This window comes from Pseudomonas sp. S3E17 (assembly GCF_024168685.1).
Taxonomy (GTDB): Bacteria; Pseudomonadota; Gammaproteobacteria; order Pseudomonadales; family Pseudomonadaceae; genus Aquipseudomonas; species Aquipseudomonas marginalis.
Map to the genome: position 1 here is coordinate 5394437 of NZ_JALJWE010000001.1, position 16066 is coordinate 5410502.

Genomic DNA, 16066 nt, shown 5'->3' on the forward strand with positions numbered 1-16066 from the left:
TTCTTAGCCGGCTACTAATCTGTATTGGTGCAGGTCGTAGCAGTTGCGCACTGTAAATGTGCAGTTCCGTTACGCAGGCTGTTACAGCTGTAGGAACTGTCGTTTATTGCTTTGGTTGCAGGTGCGACCCGTCAGGGTTGTACTTTTTCGGCCCGCGGGTTGCACCTATTGATGCTAGAGGGTTGCACGTCCTGGCGAGCGGAGCCGAAACGCCTGCAATAACAATGACACCGTGTCTTTTTGAAGAATAAAAACGTAATGGCACGAGGCTTGCTCTGGGCTTTCAGTGAAAAGTTTGAACGCAAGTTGTCGTGCCAAAAATCAAAAATATCGGAGCACCACTCATGTCCCAGACGTTTTACAAGAAAGGTTTTCTGGCCCTCGCCGTTGCAGCGGCGCTGGGTGTTTCTACGTTTGTTCAAGCTGATGTGAAGATTGGCGTTGCGGGGCCGATGACCGGCGCCAACGCCTCGTTCGGTGAGCAGTACATGAAGGGTGCCCAGGCGGCAGCCGAGGTGATCAACAAGGCCGGTGGCATCAATGGCGAGAAAGTTGTGCTGGTGGCCGGTGACGATGCATGCGAACCCAAGCAGGCCGTTGCCGTGGCCAACCGCCTGGCTGACCAGGACAAAGTGATTGGCGTGGTCGGGCACTTCTGCTCGTCGAATACCATCCCGGCCTCCGAGGTCTACGACGAAGCGGGCATCATCGCGATCACCCCAGGTTCTACCAACCCACAAGTGACCGAGCGCGGCCTGGGCGCCATGTTCCGTATGTGCGGGCGTGACGACCAGCAAGGCATCGTCGCCGGCGACTACATCGTCGACGTGCTCAAGGGCAAGAAAGTCGCCGTCATCAACGACAAGGACACCTACGGTAAAGGCCTGGCCGACGCCACCGCTGCCCAGTTGACCAAGCGCGGCGTCAAGCCGGTGCTGGAAGAAGGCCTGACCCGTGGCGAGAAGGACTTCAGTGCGCTGGTCACCAAGATCCGCTCCCTGGGCGCTGACGTCGTGTACTTCGGTGGCCTGCACCCGGAAGCCGGTCCATTGGTTCGCCAGATTCGTGAAGCGGGCCTGAAGGACGTCAAGTTCATGTCCGATGACGGCGTAGTGACCGATGAACTGGTGGCCACCGCTGGCGGCGCGCAATACGTCGATGGCGTGTACATGACCTTTGGCGCCGACCCGCGCCTGCTGCCAGACAGCAAGGCCGTGGTGGAGGAGTTCCGCAAGGCCGGCTACGAGCCTGAGGGCTACACCCTGTACGCCTACGCTTCGTTGCAGGCCCTGGCCGCCGGCTTCAATGGCGCCAAGTCCAACAAGGGCGAAGACGCGGCCAAATGGCTGAAAGCGCACCCGGTCAAAACCGTGATGGGCGAGAAGACCTGGGACGCGAAGGGCGACCTGAAAGTCTCCGACTACGTGGTTTACCAGTGGGATAAAGACGGCAAATACCACCAGCTGGAAAAGCAGAAGTAATCCATGTGGGAGGGGGCTTGCCCCCGATGCGGTGGGTCAGATGAGCAATTGTTGACTGACACACCGCTATCGGGAGCAAGCCCCCTCCCACATTGGGACAGCGTTGTTATTGAGATCTGTCTTTTCCTCCAGAAGCGCCGCACACCGACTGGTGTGCAGGTGCTCACCGCGTGAGATTGCGTTATGGATGGTATTTTCCTGCAGCAACTGGTCAACGGCCTGACCCTCGGGTCGGTCTATGGCCTGATCGCCATCGGCTACACAATGGTCTATGGCATCATTGGCATGATCAACTTCGCCCACGGCGAGGTTTATATGATTTCCGCTTACCTCGCGGCGATCAGTCTGGCACTGCTGGCTTACTTCGGCATCGAATCCTTCCCGCTGCTCATTCTCGGCACCCTGATCTTCACCGTGGTCGTCACTGGCGTGTACGGTTGGGTCATCGAACGGGTCGCCTACAAACCGCTGCGCAACTCCACCCGCCTGGCTCCGCTGATCAGCGCCATCGGCATCTCCCTGATCCTGCAGAACTACGCGCAGATCGCCCAGGGCGCGAAACAACAAGGCATTCCAACCCTGCTGGCCGGTGCCTGGCGCGTCGATATCGGCAGTGGGTTCGTGCAACTCACGTACACCAAGGTCTTCATCCTCGTGGCGGCGTTTGCCGGCATGGCGTTGCTCACCTACATCATCAAGTACACCAAGCTCGGCCGCATGTGCCGCGCCACCCAGCAAGACCGCAAGATGGCCTCGATCCTGGGGATCAACACCGACCGCGTGATCTCCTACGTGTTTGTCATCGGTGCCGCCATGGCGGCCCTGGCCGGCGTGCTGATCACCCTCAACTACGGCACGTTCGACTTCTACGCCGGCTTCATCATCGGCATCAAGGCGTTTACCGCAGCGGTACTCGGTGGCATCGGTTCCCTGCCTGGGGCGATGCTGGGCGGGATTATCCTGGGTATTTCCGAGTCGTTGTTCTCGGGGTTGATCAACTCCGACTACAAAGACGTGTTCAGTTTCTCCCTGCTGGTGGTGATTCTGATTTTCCGTCCCCAGGGCCTGCTTGGTCGCCCACTCGTGGCTAAGGTGTAAACATGTCTGCTGCCAAACCCATCGATATCAAGAAAAGTGTGGTCGACACGGTCCTTGCCGGGCTGATTTCGTTGATCGTGTTCGGTCCGATCGTCGGCGTGGTCCTCGACGGCTACAGCTTCAACCTGGAACCGGCCCGTGTGGCTACCCTGGTCGCCATCGTGATGGCCGGGCGCTTTGCCCTCAGCCTGTTCCTGCAAACCCCCAAGGGCCTGAAGATTCTGCAGGGCTTCGAAAGCAGCGGCTCCGGCGTGCATGTACTGCCACCGGACTACAAGTCGCGGCTACGCTGGATCATCCCGGCGCTGATCGTGATCGCCATCGTGTTCCCGATCTTCGCCAACAAGTACCTGCTGACCGTGGTGATCCTCGGGTTGATCTACGTGTTGCTGGGCCTGGGCCTGAACATCGTGGTCGGCCTGGCCGGGCTGCTCGACCTGGGTTACGTGGCGTTCTACGCCATCGGCGCCTACGGCCTGGCGCTGGGTTATCAATACCTCGGCCTGGGCTTCTGGAGCGTGCTGCCGCTGGCAGCCATCGCAGCGGCGCTGGCGGGGTGCATACTCGGCTTCCCGGTGCTGCGAATGCACGGTGACTACCTGGCCATCGTGACCCTGGGCTTCGGTGAAATCATTCGCCTGGTGCTCAACAACTGGCTGTCGTTCACCGGCGGCCCCAACGGTATGCCGGTGCCTTCGCCGACCTTCCTGGGCCTGGAGTTCGGGCGCAAGGCCAAGGAGGGCGGGGTTCCGTTCCACGAGTTCTTCGGCATCGATTACAACCCCAACATCAAGTTCATGTTCATCTACATCGTGCTGTTCCTGGTGGTGCTGGCCGTGCTGTACATCAAGCACCGCCTGACCCGCATGCCGGTCGGCCGCGCCTGGGAAGCCTTGCGTGAAGATGAGATCGCCTGCCGCTCCATGGGCCTGAACCACGTGCTGGTCAAGCTCTCGGCCTTCACCATCGGCGCGTCCACTGCCGGTTTGGCCGGGGTGTTCTTTGCCAGCTACCAAGGCTTCGTCAACCCGTCGTCGTTCACCTTCTTCGAGTCGGCGCTGATCCTGGCCATCGTGGTACTGGGCGGTATGGGCTCGACGGTCGGCGTGGTGATTGCCGCGTTCGTGTTGACCGTCGCGCCTGAACTGCTGCGCAGCTTCAGCGAATACCGCGTGCTGCTGTTTGGCGTGCTGATGGTGGTGATGATGATCTGGCGACCGCGCGGCCTGATCCGGATCAGCCGCACCGGTGTGACACCACGCAAGGGGGTAGCGCCATGAGCAAGGAAGTCGTCCTCTCCGTGGAACACCTGATGATGCACTTCGGTGGCATCAAGGCCTTGAGCGATGTGAGCCTCAAGGTCGAACGCAACTCGATCTTCGCCCTGATCGGCCCCAACGGTGCCGGCAAGACCACCGTGTTCAACTGCCTCACCGGCTTCTACAAAGCCAGCGGCGGCAAGATCGAACTGAACATCCGTGGCAAGCAGACCAATGTGATCCAGCTGCTCGGCGAGCGCTTCAAGGCCGTCGACTTCGTATCGCCGAAAAGCTTCTTGAGCCGGGTGTACTACAAGATGTTCGGCGGCACCCACCTGGTCAACCGCGCCGGCCTGGCCCGGACCTTCCAGAACATTCGCCTGTTCAAGGAAATGTCGGTGCTGGAAAACCTGCTGGTGGCCCAGCACATGTGGGTCAACCGCAACATGCTGGCGGGCATCCTCAACACCAAGGGCTACCGCAAGGCCGAAAGCGATGCCCTCGACCACGCGTTCTACTGGCTCGAAGTGGTGGACCTGGTGGACTGCGCCAACCGCCTGGCCGGTGAGCTTTCCTACGGCCAGCAGCGCCGCCTGGAAATCGCCCGCGCCATGTGCACCCGGCCGCAGATAATCTGCCTGGACGAACCGGCAGCGGGCCTCAACCCCCAGGAAACCGAAGCCCTCAGCGCGATGATTCGCCTGTTGCGCGACGAACACGACCTGACGGTGGTGCTGATCGAACACGACATGGGCATGGTGATGAGTATTTCCGACCACATTGTGGTGCTGGACCACGGCAACGTGATTGCCGAAGGCGGGCCGGAAGCGATCCGCAACGACCCGAAAGTGATTGCCGCTTACCTGGGCGCTGACGAAGAGGAGCTGGTATGAGTGCACCTATCCTCGAAATGAAGGACCTGGACGTGTTCTACGGCCCGATCCAGGCCCTGAAAAAAGTCTCGCTGCACATCAACGAAGGCGAAACCGTGAGCCTGATCGGCTCCAACGGCGCGGGTAAATCCACGCTGCTGATGTCGATCTTCGGCCAGCCACGGGCCGAGTCGGGGCAGATCCTCTACAATGGCGTCGATATTACCCACAAGTCGTCCCACTACATCGCCTCCAACGGCATTGCGCAGTCGCCGGAAGGGCGGCGGGTGTTCCCCGACATGACCGTCGAGGAAAACCTGCTGATGGGCACCATCCCCATTGGCGACAAGTTCGCCCAGGACGATATGCAACGCATGTTCGAGCTGTTCCCACGGCTCAAGGAGCGACGTAACCAGCGCGCCATGACCATGTCCGGTGGCGAGCAGCAAATGCTCGCCATCGCCCGCGCGCTGATGAGCCGGCCCAAGCTGTTGCTGCTGGACGAACCGAGCCTGGGCCTGGCGCCGATTGTGGTGAAGCAGATCTTTTCCACCCTGCGCGAACTGGCCTCCACCGGGATGACCATCTTCCTGGTGGAGCAGAACGCCAACCATGCACTGCGTTTGTCGGATCGGGCGTATGTGATGGTCAACGGTGAGATTCGCCTTACCGGCACCGGCAAGGAATTGCTGGTGAACGAGGAAGTGCGCAACGCCTACCTTGGCGGTCACTGATCCAAACAACGATGCAGTCCCTGTGGGAGGGGGAGCCCCCTCCCTCATTTGTTTTATGTGATCCACAAGGCCGATCCCAAATTGTGGAAAACAAATCCAGCCCCCCTCCAAAGCGCGACATATAGCCGCCGCAAATCCCTGTTTTGTCACACTTTTGACTTGTCCCCATCCACTGTGGAACCGGCTGTGGGTAACGTGGGAGTAGCTGGCTGAACGCCTTTAAAACCGTGGCTTTCAGCTATGTGGTTGTTTTTTGATCAGTGGCTTTTTCGCGGCCGATCGAGGGGTTTGTCAACCTGTTTAAAGACACAGGTATATGACTGAAATATGTCCCGCCGGCCTGTGGATAAGTCTGTGACTAAACTCTGGAAAGACGGCCGCAGAGGCCGGAATGACTGGCCTGGAGCCATCGCTCGATTTGTCCCGCTGCCCCTGGGCCTACATACGCCTTCGTCCAGGTCAAGCAAAAAACTTTCTAAAATCGCCTGGAAGCCTTGTACACAGCGGCCTGAAGGGTTTTGCACTTGCCCCCAGAGACTGTGGGCGCAGCTGTGGATAACCTGCGCGCATATGGCTGCAAGCCACGGTTCATAAGGGTTTGCTCTGAATGATTAAAAAATGACCAGTCGTGCATGAAGTTCTGTGCATGGCGGTTGCCGCAACCGCGGCGTAAGGGCATTCTGCTGGCTGATTTTTTTCCCGATGCCCGCAAGGAGAACACCATGTCCAACACGCTGTTTATTACTGGCGCCACCTCAGGTTTTGGCGAAGCCTGCGCCCGTCGGTTTGCCGAGGCCGGCTGGAAACTGGTGCTTACCGGTCGTCGTGCCGAGCGTTTGAATGCGCTGGTCGAAGAGCTTTCCAAGCAGACCGAAGTGCACGGCCTGGTGGTGGACGTGCGGGATCGCAAAGGCATGGAAGAGGCGATCGCTAACCTGCCGCCATCGTTCGCCACCCTGCGCGGGCTGATCAACAACGCGGGCCTGGCCGTGGGCACCGACCCGGCGCCCAAGTGCGACCTCGACGACTGGGAAACCATGGTCGATACCAACATCAAAGGCCTGCTGACCACCACCAGCCTGCTGCTGCCGCGCCTGATCGCCCATGGCCGTGGCGCCGGGATCATCAACCTGGGCTCCATCGCCGGCAGCTACCCGTACCCGGGCAGCCATGTGTATGGCGGTTCCAAGGCGTTCGTGAAGCAGTTCTCCCTGAACCTGCGCTGTGACCTGCAGGGCACCGGCGTGCGTGTGACCAACATCGAGCCGGGCCTGTGCGAAAGCGAGTTCTCCCTGGTGCGCTTCGGCGGTGACCAGGCGCGCTACGACGCCACCTACGCCGGTGCCGAGCCGATCCAGCCGCAGGACATTGCCGACACCATCTTCTGGGTGCTGAACACGCCGGCGCACGTCAACATCAACCGCCTGGAACTGATGCCGGTGAGCCAGACCTGGGCTGGGTTTGCGATTGAGCGGGGGGCCAAGTAAGGCTCTAGACCGCGTTGCTGCCATCGGGGGCTTGGCGAATCGTAGCACCGCCCCGATGGCGTCAAATCGGCCAAAACAGGCCATAAGGTACACTCCACCCCTGAAACCCCACCGCACCCTGCGGTTTAAAGGTTTTGACGGGAGGAAATGTGAGTAACCGAGGTGAGCAGTCACTGCTCAAACAATCGACGATCCTGATGTTCGCGGTAGCGATCGCCGGGATTGTCACGGGTGTGATATCTGGCGCCCAATCCATTCTGTTCGACGGCTTTTTCTCGCTGATCGCCACCGCCATCAAGGTGTTGATGCTGATCACGGCCAAGCTGATCGCCAAGAAAAGCAACGAGCGTTTCCAGTTCGGCTATTGGCACCTGGAGCCCATGGTGCTGCTGATCGAAGGCAGCTTCCTGCTGCTGATCGCCATCTATGCGTTCCTGAACGGTGTGTTCGGCATTATCAATGGCGGGCGCGAGATCGAGTTGGGCCTGGTGATCATCTACGCGGCGGTGTTTACCGTGGTCGAGTTCGCCTACTTCTTCTATGTGCGCTATCGCAACCGCAGGCTGAAATCCTCGCTGATCCAGTTCGACAACATCAGTTGGCTGGTGGACGCGATGCTCTCGGTGGGCCTGCTGGTCAGCTTTCTCGCCGCGCTGTTGCTCAAGTCCCAGGGCTATGGCGAGTGGGCCGTGTATGTCGACCCATTGATCCTGATCCTGTTGGCCCTGAGCATGCTGGCACCGGCGTTCAAGATCCTGCGCCCGGCGTTGCGCGAGGTGCTGGGGATCGCGCCGGATCACCTGGATGACAAAGTGCGCGAGGTGATGGACGCGGCGCAGGCCAGGCATGGGTTCGATGACTACGTGTCCTACGTGCAAAAGCACGGTCGGGCGCGGTTTATCGAAATCCATGTGGTGCTGCCGGCGGATTACCCGGTGGATAACGTCGCGACCCTGGATGGGCTGCGTGAAGAGATATCCACAGGGCTGGGCGCACCGGATGCGGCGCGCTGGCTGACGATCAGCTTTACCGGGGATCGCAAGTGGATTGCGTGATGGGTCGTTAGACCGAGGTCCTGCAGGTCACCCGAGATGCTGGATCAGCCCCTGGTAGCAGGTTGCCAAATGATAAGGGGTGGTCGATGGCATATCCCGTCGGCTCACCGCGCCGTTGGCATCCAGGCATTCATGCCAGCCTTTCTCATGCAGGAAATGCTGTTGCAGCGCCAGCAGTTGGCGCTGCAGCACCGACTCACTGCCAGGGCGCAAGGTCAGTGCCCGCAGGTACTCGGCCTGGGCCCAGATACGCTGGGTGCCGTCGCGCACGCTGCCGTCGAGTGCCAACATGCCGCTGACCGCTCCGGTCGCGCTGTCCACACCCTTTTGCTCAGCGTAGGCAAACGCCCGCGTCAGTGACGCATGCAGCGGGGTGCCGCGCAGCACGGGCGACGATTCGAGCAAAAAGAACCACTCGAACTGGTGCCCCGGCTCAAACCAGTTATCCACAGCGCCCAGCGGTTTTTCCATCATCACGCCGTGCCGGCGGTCGATGAAACGCTGCTGCATGGCCGTCGCCAAAGCCAGCAGGGCCGCTTGCACAGGGGCATCCTCGCGCACCGCGAGGGTGGCGAGGAAACCTTCGGCCAGGTGCATCAACGGGTTTTGCAGCGGGCCGGACTGGAGGGACGACCAGTTGCGTTCCAGCACCGCCTCGTACAGGCCGTCCTCGGTGGCGAAGCGCCGGGCGACGACTTCGAGGGCGGCGTTCAGCACCGATTCCACCAACGGCTCACGCACCTTGGCCCAGTAATGGGCGCAGGCAAAGATGATGAAGGCGTGGGTGTAGAGGTCTTTGCGCTTGTCCAGCGGCTGGCCGGCGGGGTCGACGCTGTAGAACCAGCCGCCGTGTTCGGCATCGTGGAAATGCCGTTGCAGGGAGCGGAACAGCACCGCCGCGCGCTCTTCTGCGAAGGCCGCCCCTGGCTCGCCGATCAGGCTGGCGAACAGGTACAACTGTCGCGCGCAGGCCATGGCGCGGTAGCGTTGCGGCGGCAGTGGGTGGTGATCGGCGTCCAGCGCCTCATAGGGCAACGCCAATTCGGCATTCCAGCCAGGGCCCTGCCAGAGCGGCACGATCAGGGTGTGGAAGTGCGTGAGCACGGCATTCAACGAAGGCTGGGGGGCGGAGCTTGGAGCGATGGGCATCGGCTGGCGTCGTCACGGCAGGGGTGTAGGCGCGCATGGTAGCAGAGGGGCAGCTTTAAGTTGTGAGCTGCAAGCTGCAAGTAAGAGCGGTTTGGCTTTTACTTGCAGCTTGCGACGTTTAGCTGGCGAGCAGCCACACCCCAGTCGCCGCCGAAGCCGCTCCGGCAATCCGTACCAACGGTGCGGCTGCGGCCGGCAGCCAGCGCACCAGCGCATACCCGGCTGCGTGCAGTGCAGCGGTCGCGCCGACAAAACCGGCGGCATACGCCCAAGGGCTCGACATCTCCGGCAACTCCAAGCCATGGGCCACACCATGGAATAACGCAAACACCGCCGTCGCACCCATGGCCATGAACAACGGCGGACGCACCGCCAGTGCCACGGCCAGGCCCAGGGCCAGCACCGAGGCGGCGATCCCGCTTTCCAGCGCGGGCAATTGCAGGCCTTCAAAACCCAGCATGCCACCGATCAGCATGGTGCCGACAAAGGTGCACGGCAGGGCCCAGCGCGCGGCGCCTTTTTGCTGAGCGGCCCACAGACCCACCGCAAGCATGGCCAGCAGATGGTCGAGGCCACCCAGCGGGTGGCTGATACCGGCCACCAGGCCGTTATCGCCGTGTCCAGGGTGAGCGAAAGCCAGGGCGGGTGTGAGCAGCAGGGCCGCTGCGGCGAGAAGTTTATTGAGGCTCATGAGCAGGTTCCTTATGGGTTGATCAGGCGGCGGTCAGCAGGCCTTGGCGTTCGATAAAGGCGACGATTTCATCCAGGCCGACTCCGGTTTTCTGGTTGCTGAACACAAAGGGCTTGCCGTTGCGCATGCGCTGGGTGTCGCTGTTCATCAGCTCCAGCGACGCGCCCACCAGCGGCGCCAGGTCGATCTTGTTGATCACCAGCAGGTCGGATTTGCAGATACCCGGCCCGCCCTTGCGCGGCAGCTTGTCGCCGGCGGACACATCGATCACATAGATGGTCAGGTCCGACAGCTCCGGGCTGAAGGTGGCCGACAGGTTATCGCCGCCGGACTCCACCAGGATCAGGTCCAGGCCGGGAAAGCGGCGGTTGAGTTGGTCCACCGCTTCCAGATTGATCGAGGCGTCCTCGCGAATCGCCGTGTGCGGGCAGCCGCCGGTTTCCACGCCGATGATGCGCTCCGGCGCCAGGGCCTGGTTGCGCACCAGGAAGTCGGCGTCTTCGCGGGTGTAGATGTCGTTGGTGACCACCGCCAGGTTGTAGCGATCGCGCAGCGCGAGGCACAGGGCCAGGGTCAGGGCGGTCTTGCCGGAGCCGACCGGGCCACCGATACCGACACGCAGGGGTTGTGTGTTCATGTCTGATTCTCCAAAAAAACCTTAGGAACGGAACAGGCGGCTGTACTGGCGCTCGTGGGCCATGCTCGCCAGGGACAGGCCGAAGGCGGCGCTGCCGAAATGCTGGGGGTCGATGCGGGCGGCGTCCTGCTGGGCCTGTTGCAGCAGGGGCAGCAGCTCGCTGGTCAGGCGTTGCGCGGCTTGCTGGCCCAGGGGCAGGGTTTTCATCAGCACGGCCAATTGGTTTTCCAGCCAGCTCCAGAGCCAGGCGGCGAGGGCGTCGTCGGCGCTGATCGCCCAGGCGCGCGCGGCCAGTGCCCAGCCCAGGGCCAAGTGCGGTTCGCGGCGCTGCTCCAGGAAGCTGCGGGCGTCGCTGTCCAGTTCCGGCAGGCCATTGAGCAACTGCTGCAGGGAATAACCCATCTGCCGACTTTCCTGATACAGCTCCCGGGTTTCGCGGCTGGCTTGATGCGCTTCGCACAGCTGCGCCAACACTGGCCAGTCCTGCTCTGCGGCGGCGCGGCAATGGGCGAGCAACAGCGGGGCTTCGAAGCGCGCGAGGTTGAGCAGCAATTGGTCGCTGATCCAGCGGCGAGCGCTGGCGGCATCGTTGACGTGGCCGTTCTCCACGGCCATTTCCAAACCTTGGGAATAGCTGTAGCCGCCAATCGGCAACTGCGGACTGGCCAGACGCAACAGCGCCCAGGCTGGGCTCATAGACGTACGCCGAACTGATGCAGCTTGGGCGGGTAGTTGAAATCCTCATCGCCATGCCGGGAGTGGTGGTGGCCGCCGCCATAGGCGCCGTGTTCCGGTTGGAACGGCGCCTCGATGGTTTCGGTGTGGGCGCCCAGTTGCTCAAGCATGGCCTTGAGCACGTAGTCGTCGAGCAGGCGCAACCAGCCATCCCCCACTTGCAAGGCCACATGGCGGTTGCCGAGGTGGTAGGCGGCGCGGGTCAGTTCAAAGGCGTTGCTGCAGGTGACGTGCAACAGGTGTTCAGGGCGGGCGCACACGCGTACGACACGTCCGTCTTCGGCTTGTAGGAATTCGCCATCGTGCAACGGCGGCTGGCCGCGCTCCAGAAACAGGCCGACGTCTTCGCCGTCGGCACTGAAACAGCGCAGGCGGCTTTTGCTGCGTGCTTCGAAATTCAGCAGCAGCTCAGCGGCCCAGAGGGTTTGGGGGGCGATTCGGCGGTGGATCACCAGCATCAGGAAGCTTCCAGCTATGAGCGATGGAAGTGCTAGAGCAAGGGGCTTGCCAATCCGGTCAGGCGTAGGAATTACCTGTCGGCAGACAGGGCTGTGCTACTGAACGGGGCGTGGGAAGGGTTTACGAGTGTTCGAAAATGGTGCGATTAACTTATGCGTGCACTGCTCTCGAGCGTTTTCGGATTTGTCCTACGCTCGATCAGGAATTGGCGTTCAAAACGTTACGTGCCGTGTCTTTAGGCTATGCGCCGTGTTTAATCCACTGCGACGTTTATCATGTTCAAGTCATTTTTTTGCTTGGCTATTGTCAGTCTGTCTTTGGCCATTTCATCGGCCTCGGCCAATCTGCAACCACGTTCGACCTTTACAGTTTCGGTTAAGGAGGCCTCTATCAATGATGTGATCGACCGCGCCCACGAACTGCTGGGCACCCCCTACAAGTGGGGTGGTTCTTCAGCAGAGCAGGGGTTCGATTGCAGCAGCTTCCTGGTTTACCTGTTCAAGACCCAAGCCAATATCCAGATACCGCGCACCACGGTGGCGATGCACCGCTCAACGGCCCCGACGATCCAACGCACGGCTTTAAAGCCAGGGGATGCGGTGTTTTTCAAAGGCAATGGGCGCGGCCAGGTCAGCCATGTCGGCCTGTATATCGGCGGGGGTAAATTCATTCATTCACCGCGCACCGGCAAAAGCATCCGCATCGATTCACTGAGCAACAGCTACTGGAACAAGCACTACACCACCGCCAAGCGTTTTCACACCGCGGGTTGACGGCCTATTCGGTGCTGCCCAGGCCTTGCCAGTGCTTGAGGCCGATAAAAATAAAGCGCAGTTGCTGGGTGATTTTCGCCTGGGGCGTGAGGTGGGCAGGCAAGGCCTGGGCGGGCGGGTCGATGATGTCGGGGAGGGTGGCAAACACGCTTTTGACGATCAGGTCGGCCATCACGTGCAACCCTTCTGCGTCCAGGTGCTGCAACTTGGGCATCAGCGTCAGGTCGGCCGCCAGGTCGCGGGTGATGTCTTCACGCAGGGCACCGATAGCTTGGCGCACCGCCAGGCAACCGCCGTATTGCTCGCGGGCCAGGAACAGGAATTGCGAGCGGTTGGCCGAGACCACATCGAGAAAAATCCGCACTGAGGCATCGATAATGCCGCCCATCACGAATTCGTTGTGACGCACCAGGCGAATGGTGGCGCGAAAGGTCTGGCCCACCTCACTCACCAATACAAGTCCAAGCTGGTCCATATCGGCAAAGTGGCGATAGAACCCGGTGGGGACAATGCCTGCAGTCTTGGCCACTTCACGCAGGCTCAGGCTGCCAAACCCACGGCCACACTCCATCAGATGGCGGGCAGCGTCCATCAGGGCGAGGCGGGTTTGTTGCTTCTGTTCGGCGCGGGGCAGCATGGGCGGGCGGGCTTTGTCGGCAAGTACAGCGACGCACTCTAGCAAAACAGCTTCATTGACGTCGAACTTGGCGGGGGATAGGTGAGGATGTTGCGTGACAGGCTCTACAAAAAGTCAAAAGCCCGGTCGGCAGATCGGGCTTTTTTCTGGGCCACCACGGGGTCAGCTCTGAGCTTGATGCAGTTCTTGCAGGCGATCAGCACCACCTTCGGCAACACCTTCGGCGTAGGCACGCTCGTTGGCTTGTTCCGCACCACCTTCAACCAGACCTTTCTGTTCCAGGCGATCACGACCACCTTCGGCAACACCTTCAGCGTAGGCACGCTTGTTGGCGTGTTCCGAACCGTTTTCAGCGACAGCACCTTTGGCGTAGTCACGGTTCTCGTCTTCTTGCGAACCGCTGCGGGCCAGGGTCTGGTTGAAGTGAACGGCGTCGGCCTTGGCTTGTGGGGTAACCTGTTCGGCGGCTGGCAGGGCAAAGGCGCTGGAAGCCAGGATGGATAACAGGACGGTAGCGAGTACTTGGCGTTTCATGATGGGTTGCTCCTTGGGAGGGCGATAAAGTGGGTACAGGGCTAATGCTACTCTCGATAAGTCGATATAAAAGTTCATAAACACAATGGTAATAATCAACAGAATTGATTGTTCGTCAGGGAGGCTCTAGATCGGGCCTCTCAAGCACGCGGTTTTGCACCGAGGTGGGTATTTTCGACACGAACATGGGTAACAATGGTGCGCCGTGGATGATCGAATCTGTCGAAATGGTCAGGAAAGCAGGTTTTCAAGGGTAAATCGGAGATTGGGTTAAACCCACGAGCGGTTTGCCAGTCGTAGTTTTATAAGCTGTCCTACAGGTGTTGGTTCAGCCGGTCGTATTCAGGAGTCCTGTGCAATGACGCGCACTCGTAAAATCGTCATGTGGAGCTGCGCCAGCTTCGTTGTGTTAATCGCTGTGGTGGTACTGGTCCTGGTGTTCTTCGACTGGAACCGCATCAAGCCCCCGCTCAATGCCAAAGTTTCTGAAGAGCTGCATCGCCCGTTTGCCATCAACGGCAACCTGGCGGTGGTGTGGGCGCGTGAGCCCGATGAAGGCGGCTGGCGCGCCTGGGTGCCGTGGCCCCATGTGATTGCCGAGGACCTGACCCTGGGCAACCCCGACTGGTCGAAAAAACCGCAGATGGTCACGCTGAAAAAGGTCGAGCTGCGCATTTCGCCGCTGGCGTTGCTGGTGCAGCGCGTGGTGATCCCGCGTATCGACCTCACCGAACCGAGTGCCGAGTTGCAGCGCCTGGCCGATGGCCGCGCCAACTGGACGTTCACGTTCGACCCCAAGGACCCCGACGCCGAGCCTTCCAACTGGGTGGTGGACATCGGCGCCATCGGGTTCGACAAGGGCCACGTGACCCTCGACGACCAGACCCTCAAGACTCAGTTGGACGTGATCATCGACCCCCTGGGCAAGCCGATCCCGTTCGGTGAAATCGTCGGTGACGCCGATGCCAGGAAGGCCCTGGAAAAAGGTTCCGCGCCCCAGGACTATGCGTTCGCCCTCAAGGTCAAGGGCCAGTACCACGGCCAGAAGCTCGACGGCAGCGGCAAGATCGGCGGCCTGCTGGCCTTGCAGGACGCGGCAAAGCCGTTTCCGCTGCAAGCCCAGGTCAAGATTGCCGATACCAGCATCGCATTGGCGGGCACCTTGACCGACCCGTTGAACCTCGGCGCCCTGGACCTGCGCCTGAAACTGTCCGGCAGCAGCCTGGGTAACCTCTACCCGCTGACCGGCGTCACCTTGCCGGATTCGCCGGCCTACTCCACTGACGGCCACTTGATCGCCAAGTTGCACGAGGCCAGCGGCGCGTCATTCAGTTACGAAAACTTCAACGGCAAGATCGGCAACAGCGATATCCACGGCAACCTCGCCTATGTCGCCAGCCAGCCACGTCCCAAGCTCAGCGGTGCGTTGGTGTCCAACCAGTTGCTGATGACCGACCTCGCGCCGCTGATCGGTGCCGACTCCAACGCCAAGCAAAAAGCGCGTGGCGGTGAGAGCAAACAGCCGGCGACCAAAGTGCTGCCGGTGGAAGAGTTCCGCACCGAGCGCTGGCGCGACATGGATGCCGATGTGGAATTCACTGGCAAACGCATCGTGCACAGTGCCGAGTTGCCCTTCACCGACCTGTACACCCACCTGGTGCTCAACGACGGCGAACTGAGCCTGGAACCGCTACGATTCGGCGTCGCCGGCGGCAAGCTGGATGCGCAGATCCGCTTGAACGGCCGCACCACGCCGATGGAAGGCCGCGCCAAACTGACTGCGCGCAACTTCAAGCTCAAGCAGTTGTTCCCGACCTTCGAACCGATGAAAACCAGCTTCGGTGAACTCAACGGCGATGCCGATCTTTCCGGGCGCGGTAACTCCGTCGCGGCGCTGCTGGGCACTTCCAACGGTGACTTGAAGATGCTGATCAACGACGGCGCCATCAGCCGTGGCCTGATGGAAATTGCCGGGCTCAACGTGGGCAACTACGTGGTGGGTCGCCTGTTCGGCGACAAGGAAGTGAAGATCAACTGCGCGGCGGCGGACTTCGGGATCAAGACCGGCCTGGCAACCACACGCTTGTTTGTGTTCGATACCGAGAACGCGATCATCTATATCGATGGCACCGCCAACATGGCCACCGAACAGCTCGACCTGACCATCACCCCCGAATCCAAGGGCTTCCGCCTGTTTTCCCTGCGTTCGCCGTTGTACGTCAACGGCCCGTTCATCAAGCCCAATGCGGGTGTAAAAGCCATCCCCCTGGCCCTGCGTGGCGCGGGCATGGTGGCACTGGGCGTGATCGCCGGCCCGGCAGCGGGTCTGTTGGCGCTGGTGGCACCGAGCGCCGATGCGCCGAACCAGTGCGCACCGTTGTTGCAGCAGATGAAGGAAGGCAAGGCGCCGAAGACGGTGAAAGGCTGACGGACAGAACGCAACTCAAAAATGTGGGAGGGAGCAA

16 protein-coding genes are annotated in these 16066 nt (G+C 60.9%); 9 read left to right on the plus strand and 7 right to left on the minus strand.

Annotated elements, in window-relative coordinates; genetic code table 11:
* The first annotated feature begins 344 nt into the window (after window positions 1–344).
* From J3D60_RS24290 to J3D60_RS24320, 7 genes are all read left to right on the plus strand, one after another.
* Window positions 345–1481: a branched-chain amino acid ABC transporter substrate-binding protein gene (locus J3D60_RS24290; protein ID WP_027607701.1), complete on the plus strand. Its 1137-nt coding sequence runs from the start codon at window positions 345–347 to the stop codon at window positions 1479–1481.
* Between the two features lie 183 nt (window positions 1482–1664).
* Window positions 1665–2579 (plus strand): branched-chain amino acid ABC transporter permease, encoded by a 915-nt coding sequence (locus tag J3D60_RS24295; RefSeq protein WP_003236186.1) that lies wholly within the window; start codon window positions 1665–1667, stop codon window positions 2577–2579.
* 2 nt (window positions 2580–2581) lie between these two features.
* Entirely contained in the window at window positions 2582–3859 is a 1278-nt protein-coding gene (gene livM, locus J3D60_RS24300; protein WP_027607702.1) for a high-affinity branched-chain amino acid ABC transporter permease LivM, read from the plus strand.
* A complete protein-coding gene (locus J3D60_RS24305) occupies window positions 3856–4731 on the plus strand; it encodes an ABC transporter ATP-binding protein (protein WP_027607703.1) in 876 nt (291 codons plus the stop codon). Before livM ends, J3D60_RS24305 begins: the two co-directional genes overlap by 4 nt.
* The gene (locus tag J3D60_RS24310; RefSeq protein WP_027607704.1) at window positions 4728–5444 is read left to right on the plus strand and encodes an ABC transporter ATP-binding protein; all 717 of its coding nucleotides are present in this window, start codon (window positions 4728–4730) and stop codon (window positions 5442–5444) included. The genes J3D60_RS24305 and J3D60_RS24310 overlap by 4 nt, the downstream gene beginning before the upstream one ends.
* Window positions 5445–6166: 722 nt before the next feature.
* Window positions 6167–6931, plus strand: coding sequence for an SDR family oxidoreductase (locus J3D60_RS24315; RefSeq protein ID WP_065940985.1), 765 nt, complete (start codon window positions 6167–6169; stop codon window positions 6929–6931).
* A 149-nt stretch (window positions 6932–7080) separates the two neighbouring features.
* Entirely contained in the window at window positions 7081–7986 is a 906-nt protein-coding gene (locus tag J3D60_RS24320; protein WP_092358954.1) for a cation diffusion facilitator family transporter, read from the plus strand.
* 27 nt (window positions 7987–8013) lie between these two features.
* On the opposite strand, the gene J3D60_RS24325 is transcribed toward J3D60_RS24320, so the two are convergent.
* From J3D60_RS24325 to ureE, 5 genes are all read right to left on the minus strand, one after another.
* Window positions 8014–9135: an AGE family epimerase/isomerase gene (locus tag J3D60_RS24325; protein ID WP_253493077.1), complete on the minus strand. Its 1122-nt coding sequence runs from the start codon at window positions 9133–9135 to the stop codon at window positions 8014–8016.
* Between the two features lie 118 nt (window positions 9136–9253).
* The gene (locus J3D60_RS24330) at window positions 9254–9826 is read right to left on the minus strand and encodes a HupE/UreJ family protein (RefSeq protein ID WP_253493079.1); all 573 of its coding nucleotides are present in this window, start codon (window positions 9824–9826) and stop codon (window positions 9254–9256) included.
* Window positions 9827–9848: 22 nt separating this feature from the next.
* Window positions 9849–10463 (minus strand): urease accessory protein UreG, encoded by a 615-nt coding sequence (gene ureG, locus J3D60_RS24335; protein WP_017849719.1) that lies wholly within the window; start codon window positions 10461–10463, stop codon window positions 9849–9851.
* 21 nt (window positions 10464–10484) lie between these two features.
* Window positions 10485–11159 carry an urease accessory protein UreF gene (locus J3D60_RS24340; protein WP_253493080.1) on the minus strand — a complete coding sequence of 225 codons (675 nt, stop codon included), beginning with the start codon at window positions 11157–11159 and terminating at the stop codon, window positions 10485–10487.
* Window positions 11156–11656: an urease accessory protein UreE gene (gene ureE / locus J3D60_RS24345; protein ID WP_065940896.1), complete on the minus strand. Its 501-nt coding sequence runs from the start codon at window positions 11654–11656 to the stop codon at window positions 11156–11158. The genes J3D60_RS24340 and ureE overlap by 4 nt, the downstream gene beginning before the upstream one ends.
* 276 nt (window positions 11657–11932) lie before the next feature.
* Between ureE and J3D60_RS24350 the strand changes: the two genes are divergently transcribed.
* Window positions 11933–12430, plus strand: coding sequence for a C40 family peptidase (locus J3D60_RS24350; protein WP_065940897.1), 498 nt, complete (start codon window positions 11933–11935; stop codon window positions 12428–12430).
* Window positions 12431–12434: 4 nt separating this feature from the next.
* Here the strand turns inward: J3D60_RS24350 and J3D60_RS24355 are convergent, their stop codons facing one another.
* Window positions 12435–13067, minus strand: a complete 633-nt coding sequence (locus J3D60_RS24355) for a TetR family transcriptional regulator (RefSeq protein WP_065900186.1) — start codon at window positions 13065–13067, stop codon at window positions 12435–12437.
* A 162-nt stretch (window positions 13068–13229) separates the two neighbouring features.
* The gene (locus tag J3D60_RS24360; RefSeq protein WP_065940898.1) at window positions 13230–13601 is read right to left on the minus strand and encodes a hypothetical protein; all 372 of its coding nucleotides are present in this window, start codon (window positions 13599–13601) and stop codon (window positions 13230–13232) included.
* Window positions 13602–13959: 358 nt separating this feature from the next.
* Here J3D60_RS24360 and J3D60_RS24365 point away from each other — a divergent pair, with 358 nt between their 5' ends.
* Window positions 13960–16029, plus strand: a complete 2070-nt coding sequence (locus J3D60_RS24365) for an AsmA family protein (RefSeq protein WP_253493081.1) — start codon at window positions 13960–13962, stop codon at window positions 16027–16029.
* The last annotated feature ends 37 nt before the right edge of the window (window positions 16030–16066 follow it).

Excerpts from the sequence above, each read along its gene's own strand:
- J3D60_RS24340 (WP_253493080.1), bottom strand. The coding sequence starts at position 11,159 with ATGAGCCCAGCCTGGGCGCTGTTGCGTCTGGCCAGTCCGCAGTTGCCG.
- ureG (WP_017849719.1), bottom strand. The coding sequence starts at position 10,463 with ATGAACACACAACCCCTGCGTGTCGGTATCGGTGGCCCGGTCGGCTCC.
- J3D60_RS24290 (WP_027607701.1), top strand. The coding sequence starts at position 345 with ATGTCCCAGACGTTTTACAAGAAAGGTTTTCTGGCCCTCGCCGTTGCA.
- J3D60_RS24365 (WP_253493081.1), top strand. The coding sequence starts at position 13,960 with ATGACGCGCACTCGTAAAATCGTCATGTGGAGCTGCGCCAGCTTCGTT.
- ureE (WP_065940896.1), bottom strand. The coding sequence starts at position 11,656 with ATGCTGGTGATCCACCGCCGAATCGCCCCCCAAACCCTCTGGGCCGCT.
- J3D60_RS24305 (WP_027607703.1), top strand. The coding sequence starts at position 3,856 with ATGAGCAAGGAAGTCGTCCTCTCCGTGGAACACCTGATGATGCACTTC.
- livM (WP_027607702.1), top strand. The coding sequence starts at position 2,582 with ATGTCTGCTGCCAAACCCATCGATATCAAGAAAAGTGTGGTCGACACG.
- J3D60_RS24295 (WP_003236186.1), top strand. The coding sequence starts at position 1,665 with ATGGATGGTATTTTCCTGCAGCAACTGGTCAACGGCCTGACCCTCGGG.
- J3D60_RS24315 (WP_065940985.1), top strand. The coding sequence starts at position 6,167 with ATGTCCAACACGCTGTTTATTACTGGCGCCACCTCAGGTTTTGGCGAA.
- J3D60_RS24350 (WP_065940897.1), top strand. The coding sequence starts at position 11,933 with ATGTTCAAGTCATTTTTTTGCTTGGCTATTGTCAGTCTGTCTTTGGCC.
- J3D60_RS24325 (WP_253493077.1), bottom strand. The coding sequence starts at position 9,135 with ATGCCCATCGCTCCAAGCTCCGCCCCCCAGCCTTCGTTGAATGCCGTG.
- J3D60_RS24360 (WP_065940898.1), bottom strand. The coding sequence starts at position 13,601 with ATGAAACGCCAAGTACTCGCTACCGTCCTGTTATCCATCCTGGCTTCC.
- J3D60_RS24330 (WP_253493079.1), bottom strand. The coding sequence starts at position 9,826 with ATGAGCCTCAATAAACTTCTCGCCGCAGCGGCCCTGCTGCTCACACCC.
- J3D60_RS24310 (WP_027607704.1), top strand. The coding sequence starts at position 4,728 with ATGAGTGCACCTATCCTCGAAATGAAGGACCTGGACGTGTTCTACGGC.
- J3D60_RS24355 (WP_065900186.1), bottom strand. The coding sequence starts at position 13,067 with ATGCTGCCCCGCGCCGAACAGAAGCAACAAACCCGCCTCGCCCTGATG.